Annotated in this window: 8 protein-coding genes; 7 read left to right on the forward strand and 1 reads right to left on the reverse strand. The window is 51.3% G+C overall.

What is annotated here, in order from left to right; translation table 11 throughout:
- A partial coding sequence (locus tag ACTF7Q_RS09735; protein WP_438997642.1) for a tetratricopeptide repeat protein occupies positions 1 to 545 on the reverse strand: 545 nt, incomplete at its 3' end.
- A gap of 295 nt (positions 546 to 840) precedes the next feature.
- On the opposite strand from ACTF7Q_RS09735, the gene rpmF reads away from it, so the two are divergent.
- The 7 genes from rpmF to ACTF7Q_RS09770 form a co-directional block, all read left to right on the forward strand.
- Complete coding sequence (gene rpmF, locus ACTF7Q_RS09740) at positions 841 to 1,026, forward strand: 50S ribosomal protein L32 (RefSeq protein ID WP_041860671.1); 186 nt, start codon at positions 841 to 843, stop codon at positions 1,024 to 1,026.
- A gap of 228 nt (positions 1,027 to 1,254) precedes the next feature.
- Entirely contained in the window at positions 1,255 to 1,584 is a 330-nt protein-coding gene (gene hspQ / locus ACTF7Q_RS09745) for a heat shock protein HspQ (protein WP_438997643.1), read from the forward strand.
- A 293-nt stretch (positions 1,585 to 1,877) separates the two neighbouring features.
- Complete coding sequence (locus tag ACTF7Q_RS09750) at positions 1,878 to 2,384, forward strand: SUF system Fe-S cluster assembly regulator (protein WP_438997644.1); 507 nt, start codon at positions 1,878 to 1,880, stop codon at positions 2,382 to 2,384.
- A gap of 72 nt (positions 2,385 to 2,456) precedes the next feature.
- Entirely contained in the window at positions 2,457 to 3,908 is a 1,452-nt protein-coding gene (gene sufB, locus ACTF7Q_RS09755; RefSeq protein ID WP_438997645.1) for a Fe-S cluster assembly protein SufB, read from the forward strand.
- A 19-nt stretch (positions 3,909 to 3,927) separates the two neighbouring features.
- Complete coding sequence (gene sufC, locus ACTF7Q_RS09760; protein WP_438997646.1) at positions 3,928 to 4,683, forward strand: Fe-S cluster assembly ATPase SufC; 756 nt, start codon at positions 3,928 to 3,930, stop codon at positions 4,681 to 4,683.
- Entirely contained in the window at positions 4,658 to 5,923 is a 1,266-nt protein-coding gene (sufD, locus tag ACTF7Q_RS09765) for a Fe-S cluster assembly protein SufD (protein WP_438997647.1), read from the forward strand. Before sufC ends, sufD begins: the two co-directional genes overlap by 26 nt.
- On the forward strand, positions 5,920 to 7,049 hold a 1,130-nt coding region (locus tag ACTF7Q_RS09770), incomplete at its 3' end, for a SufS family cysteine desulfurase (RefSeq protein ID WP_438997648.1). The genes sufD and ACTF7Q_RS09770, both read left to right, overlap by 4 nt.

Below are 7,049 nucleotides of genomic sequence, written 5' to 3' on the forward strand. Positions count from 1 at the left end.
CAGCCATAGGCATGCTGCAGGTTGCGCTTGACGCCTTTGCCATGCGCAAACAGGATCGCCAGATTATGCTGGGCAACGGTATGGTTCTGATGTGCCGCCTGATGATAGAAATGTGCCGCGCGTCTGAAACTCTGGTCAACGCCAAGCCCGCGTTCATACAGAAAACCAAGCCGAAATTGCGCGCGTGCATGCCCCTGGGTGGCGGCAAGGCTGTAATAATGATGCGCGGCGGTCATATCCTGAGTAACATGCTGGCCAGTCTGAAACGCCATGCCAAGGCGGAACTGTGCCGCTGGCGATCCAGCCGCGGCCTGTTGCCGGAGCGCGCTGATCTGGGCGCCTATGGTCTGTTGGGCATTAATCTGCTGGGGAGTGCCTGCATCGGCCTCGGTCACAAAGGGGATCGCTAGCACACACAGAATCAAAGCGATGATAATGCCGCGCAACATCGCCATCGTCCGGCGGGTGTTTCCATAGCGACCGAGGCCGTAACGGTTGGGATCGGGAACATGGATTGAAGTGATGGTAAATGGTCTTGTTGTCATGTCTGCCTCCTCTAAGGTATGGCCAGCGCACTGGCTCTAGAGGCAAGTATTAGGAATAAATAATTTACAAAACGTTAATGCAATGATGAATTATGCAGGCTTCACCAAAACGTGATTGGCAGGTCTGTTTTATCCTTTTGTTTGCCGCATTGCGGGCAGGGGCAATGAACGGGCTTTTGGTTGACATGCGGTGGCTTTTCGCCTACACCACCCGAAGTTTGGTGCAATGATCCCGTGATGGATCGCGTCAGACTTGTTTCAGATAAGACCCTATTTCAGATAGACGAGCAATAACATGGCTGTTCCAAAAAGTAAGATCACCAAATCAAAGCGGAATATGCGCCGCGCCCATGATGCGCTGAGCAGTGACGCCTATGTCGAAGATAAAACAACTGGCGAATTGCACCGCCCGCATCATATTGACCTGAAAACCGGCATGTATCGTGGCAAGCAGGTGCTTAAAGTCAAAGACCGCATCTAATTTATCGGGCATCTACTCTATCGGCATAGGCGCATAGTTATTGATGCCTGTCCGGAACGATGCGGTGTCTGTGGCTCCCAGCATAGAATCAGGTGTTAGAGTCTTGTGTTTGAGTCTTGTGTTAGAGTTTGGGGCTAGCTAGAGGCTGTTCGCACAACGCTTTTGTTTCACCCGTATCCGATCACGCAATATGACCCTGGCTATAGGGCACCTTAAAGGGCTTTCATGATGAACGACAAATATGCGAAATTCAGCATTGGCGCGATTGTACGGCACCGGCTGTATCCGTTTCGCGGCGTCGTCGTTGATGTCGATCCCGAATTCGATAATAGCGAAGAATGGTATAATTCGATCCCTGCCGAAGCGCGGCCGGAAAAAGACCAGCCTTTCTATCATCTGCTGGCGGAAAATGCTGATAGCTATTACACCGCCTATGTAAGCCAGCAAAATCTATTGGCCGATGGCGAGAATGGCCCTGTTTGCCATCCCGATATCGACGAGGTTTTCGACAGTCTGGATGGCGAACGCTATCTGCTGCGCCGTGAGGCTTTTAACTAATATCTTTATTCATGCCCGCTTTATCTGGCTGGGCTTTATGCATTTGGACGCCGCTTAAGCACATTTATTATACATGCTTTTTTGGCGTTGCCTCTCGCGGCTATATTTCCGGCTTTCAGAATAAATTTTGCCATAATGTGCAGGTGATAAGTCTTGAAATATAGTCGGGTTTCCCTATATCTACTCAATCAGGACTAAATTAGTCTTGATTATGATAATCATTCGCATATATCGCCCGTTTTTGCCTCTTAAGTTGCGCAGACGGTGTCAATAAAGCGGAAACAGGAAACGGTATGATCAGGCTGAACCGGATGACAGATTACGCGATTATCGTGCTTGGCGCATTGGCGCATAAGCGCGATGAAACCGTGGCGACCGCGTTACTGGCCGAGTTGACTGGATTGAAACAGCCAACCGTGGCTAAGGTGGCGAAAGCGCTGCTGGCGGCTGATCTGCTGGCCACGCAACGCGGGGTGAATGGCGGCTATCGGCTGGTCCGACCAGCGCGTTCGATTTCGTTGGTTGATATTGTCGAAGCGATGGAAGGGCCGATTGCGGTCACCGATTGTGTCGATGGCGCGCCGGATCCTTGTGCTGTGTCGCATTGCTGTTTCATGGCGAATAACTGGAACCGTGTCAATCTGGCCATCCGCGGCGCACTCGAAGCGGTGACGCTAGAGGATCTGACCGATCCGGCGCAATTATTTCCTGTGCGAATAGCGGCAGACCACGCGCCTAATGGTCGGCAAGATGATGATGCACAAAATGGTGATGCACCCTATGCAGAGCGGATGAATTAGGATTTAGACGAGACTTAAACGAGATTTTAATCAGACTTGAGATAATAGATTTAGCGAGTAAGAGGAAAACTTATGGCGGCAACAACCCAGACCATCGAACAGATGGAAGCGGCAACAGGCAAATATAAATACGGATTTGTCACTGATATCGAAAGTGATAAGGCTCCTAAAGGGCTTAACGAGGATATCATTCGATTCATTTCAGCCAAGAAAGACGAGCCGGAATGGATGCTGGAATGGCGGCTGAAAGCCTATGCAAAATGGCTGACAATGACATCGCCAGACTGGGCGAAGCTGAATATTGCGCCGATTGATTATCAGGATGTCTATTACTATTCGGCGCCGAAAGATGCTGAAAAGCTGAAATCGCTTGATGAGGTCGATCCGGAATTGCTGGCGACCTATGAAAAGCTGGGAATCCCTTTGAATGAGCAAAAAATGCTGGCAGGCGTGGCGGTTGATGCGGTGTTTGACTCGGTATCGGTGGCAACGACCTTTCGCGGTGAATTGGCCAAGGCTGGGGTGATTTTCTGTCCGATTTCCGAGGCGATCCGTGATTATCCCGAATTAGTCAAAAAATATATGGGATCAGTGGTGCCGGTTGCCGATAACTATTTTTCGGCGCTGAACAGCGCGGTCTTCACCGACGGGTCATTTGTTTATATCCCGAAAGGTGTGCGCTGCCCGATGGAGCTATCGACCTATTTCCGGATCAATGAACAGAATACTGGTCAATTTGAACGGACGCTGATTATCGCCGAAGACGAATCCTATGTCAGCTATCTGGAAGGCTGTACGGCGCCGCAACGCGATGAAAATCAGCTGCATGCGGCGGTTGTCGAGCTGGTTGCGATGCAGGATGCCGAGATCAAATATTCAACCGTGCAAAACTGGTATCCGGGTGATGAAAACGGCAAAGGCGGGATCTATAATTTTGTCACCAAACGTGGCGCCTGTCGCGGTGACCGGTCAAAAATTTCATGGACACAGGTTGAAACCGGTTCGGCGATCACCTGGAAATATCCGTCCTGTATTCTGCAAGGCAAGGAGTCGGTGGGCGAATTCTATTCGGTGGCTTTGACGAATAACATGCAACAAGCCGATACGGGCACGAAAATGATCCATATCGGCGAAGGTAGCCGTTCGACGATCATCTCGAAGGGGATTTCGGCAGGTAAGTCGCAAAATTGCTATCGCGGGCTTGTGCGGATGCAACCAGGTGCCGAGAATGCCCGTAACTTTACGCAATGTGACTCGCTTCTGGTGGGTGATAAATGCGGTGCGCATACGGTGCCCTATATTGTCTCGCGCAACCCCAGTGCGAAGATCGAACATGAAGCGACAACCTCACGCATTTCCGAAGATCAGCTGTTCTATTGTCTACAACGCGGAATCAATGAAGAAGATGCCGTATCATTGATCGTCAATGGCTTCTGTAAGGAAGTGATGAAGGAATTGCCGATGGAATTTGCCGTCGAAGCACAGAAACTTATTGGAATCAGCCTTGAAGGCTCGGTTGGTTAATCTCAGACAGGATAATTTTATGACAGCTTTACTTGAAATCAGGGATCTACACGCATCGGTTGGCGATACACCGATACTCAAAGGTATTAATCTGACCATTAATGCCGGCGAAATACATGCCATCATGGGGCCGAATGGATCGGGCAAAAGCACCATGTCCTATGTGCTTTCTGGTCGCAATGGCTATGACGTGACAGGTGGCGATGTTTTGATGAATGGCGTTTCGATGCTGGAGATGGAACCCGATGAGCGCGCCCGGGCTGGTATGTTTCTGGCGTTTCAATATCCGGTTGAATTACCCGGCGTCGGCGGCATGAGCTTTTTGCGCGCGGCGGTCAATGCCCGCCGTATCGAAGCTGGTCAGGCTGAAGTCGATCAGCTTGAATTTGTAAAAATGGTGCGGGCGAAAGCCAAAATTCTTGGCATTAATGATGAGATGCTTAAGCGGGCAGTCAATGTCGGCTTTTCCGGTGGTGAAAAAAAACGCTATGAAATTCTGCAGATGGCTTTACTTGAGCCAACTATGGCGGTGCTTGATGAGACCGACTCAGGGCTTGATGTCGATGCGTTGAAGATCGTATCGGAAGGGGTCAATATGTTACGTGACCCCGCGCGTTCGATGCTAGTGATTACGCATTATCAGCGTCTGCTGGATTATATCGTGCCAGATTATGTGCATATTCTGGCAGGTGGCAAAATCCGTAAATCTGGCGATAAGTCGCTGGCACTTGAAGTAGAGGAGCAGGGCTATGCTGGCATCGACGATGCAGCCTAATCTTGATCAGCTGGTCGGACTTGGCGGTGCGCGCGGTGATGCGTTAGCGCGCTGGCAGGCCAATGGCTGGCCGGATGCACATGCCGAAGCATGGCGCTTTACGCGGCTTGGGGCGGTGGTAGCGCGTGATCTTGTGCCTGCTATTCAAGGTGGTGAAACAAGACGTGAAACAAGTGCACCGATAGCCAAGATTGCGGCCGAGATGCAGGCGCATATGATTCGCTTTTATAATGGCATGCTTGATGTGAGTAGTCTTGACGGACTGCCTGATGGCATGGTGGCAACGCATAGTCTGGCATCGGATTTTGACGCGATTGCTACCGAGGTGGCGGGGTTGGCCCCGAACGATCATCCGGTTGGTAATCTGTCGTTAGCAGCGATGAGTTCAGGGCTGCGGTTGTCGGTTGCGGCAGGGGCGCAGATTACGCAACCTATATTGCTGGTATTTGAAGGCGATGGAGAAAATGTGTCGGCGCATCCGGTTTTGATGGTCGATGTTGGTGCTGGTGCCAGCGCTGTGATTGGCGAATGGCATCAAAGCCAGCTCGGTCTGTCAGCACCGCTTGTTGCGCTTCGTCTTGCTGATAAAGCGCGGCTTGATTATGCAAAGGTGCAGGCAGAGGGTGCCACTAATGTGCATCTTGCGGCGACCGGTATTGCGCTGGGAGAGGAATCAGTCTTTGCCGGCTTTTCGATTTCGGCTGGTGGCCAGCTTGCACGACTGGAAACGCATGTGTCGCTGACCGGCGAAACGGCTGAATGCGGTTTGTCGGCAATCTATCTGGGCCGGGACAAACAGCATCATGATATCACCACCTATATGGATCATGCCGTTGGGCATTGCCATTCAAACCAGATTATCCGCGGGGTGCTGGATGATGCGTCACGCGGAGTGTTTCAAGGCAAGGTGCATGTCGCACCTGATGCCCAGAAAACCGATGGCCAGCAGATGAGCCGTGCGTTGCTATTATCACGCAAAGCCGAAGCCGATGCCAAACCCGAATTGGAAATCTATGCCGATGATGTAATCTGTGCGCATGGTGCCACCGTTGGTGAACTTGATGAAACGCAACTTTTTTATTTAACCAGCCGTGGTATTCCAAAGGCAACAGCGCGCGCCATGCTGATCGGCGCGTTTCTGGATGACGCAATCGATGTGGTGGAAAATGCGGCTTTGGCTTCTATGCTCCGGCATATCAGTGATGGCTGGATGGCCGAGGTAAAAGGGGTGTCACTATGACCGATAATCTAGCGCTTGAAACACCGGTCTTTGATATTGATGCGATCCGCGCTGACTTTCCGATCCTGTCACGCGAAATTCATGGCAAGCCTTTGGTATATCTGGATTCTGCTGCCTCGGCGCAAAAGCCGCAACAGGTCATTGATGCTTTGACATCAGCCTATACGGATACCTATTCGAATGTACATAGGGGTTTGCATTTCCTGTCCGAGGCCTCAACCGATGCCTATGAATCGGTACGCCAGAAAGTTGCTGGATTTATCGGTGCCCCGTCACCTGACGAGATTGTGCTGAGCGCCGGTGCGACCATGGCCTTGAACATGATTGCGCATAGCTGGGCCTTGCCACGTTTACAGGACGGCGATGAAATTCTTATCAGCATTGCCGATCATCACGCCAATATCGTGCCATGGCAGATGGTTGCCGAACGGACTGGTGCCGTGTTGCGAGCCTTTCCGATGGATGAAGATGGTAGCTTTTCGATGCAAGCCATGACCGCGATGATTAGCGAAAAAACGCGGATCATTTCGGTGCCGCACGTATCGAATGTGCTGGGTACGGTTTATCCGCTGGCCGAGATTGCCAAGCTAGCAAAATCTGTTGATGCGTTATTTGTCGTTGATGGTTGCCAGGGCGCTATCCATATGCCAGTTGATGTGACCGCGCTGGGATGTGATTTCTATGTGTTTTCAGCGCATAAATTATATGGCCCGAATGGCGTTGGTGTGCTGTGGGGTAAGCAAGAGATACTGGCTGATATGCCCCCCTTCATGGGTGGTGGCGATATGATTGATCGTGTCACCATTGAAAAAAGCACCTATGCTGAGCCCCCTCATCGCTTTGAAGCGGGGACGCCAGCGATTGCCGAAGTGATTGCGCTGGGCGCGGCGATTGATTATGTGCAGTCTATCGGAATGGCGGCGATACGGGCGCATGAACAGGAGATACTATCCTATGCGCATCAACGTCTGTGCGCGGTCGATGGGCTGAATATCATCGGCACGGCGTTGGGTAAATCAGGCGTAGTGTCCTTTACGATGGATTGTGCGCATCCGCATGATATCTCGACGATCATTGATCGTGATGGAATTGCCATAAGAGCCGGACATCATTGTGCCCAGCCTTT

It is taken from the genome of Puniceispirillum sp. (SeqCode), from assembly GCF_965657105.1.
GTDB lineage: Bacteria > Pseudomonadota > Alphaproteobacteria > Puniceispirillales > Puniceispirillaceae > Puniceispirillum.

Bases quoted from the DNA above. Each gene is read 5' to 3' on its own strand.
- sufB (WP_438997645.1), top strand. From the start codon at position 2,457: ATGGCGGCAACAACCCAGACCATCGAACAGATGGAAGCGGCAACAGGC.
- ACTF7Q_RS09750 (WP_438997644.1), top strand. From the start codon at position 1,878: ATGATCAGGCTGAACCGGATGACAGATTACGCGATTATCGTGCTTGGC.
- sufC (WP_438997646.1), top strand. From the start codon at position 3,928: ATGACAGCTTTACTTGAAATCAGGGATCTACACGCATCGGTTGGCGAT.
- hspQ (WP_438997643.1), top strand. From the start codon at position 1,255: ATGAACGACAAATATGCGAAATTCAGCATTGGCGCGATTGTACGGCAC.
- sufD (WP_438997647.1), top strand. From the start codon at position 4,658: ATGCTGGCATCGACGATGCAGCCTAATCTTGATCAGCTGGTCGGACTT.
- rpmF (WP_041860671.1), top strand. From the start codon at position 841: ATGGCTGTTCCAAAAAGTAAGATCACCAAATCAAAGCGGAATATGCGC.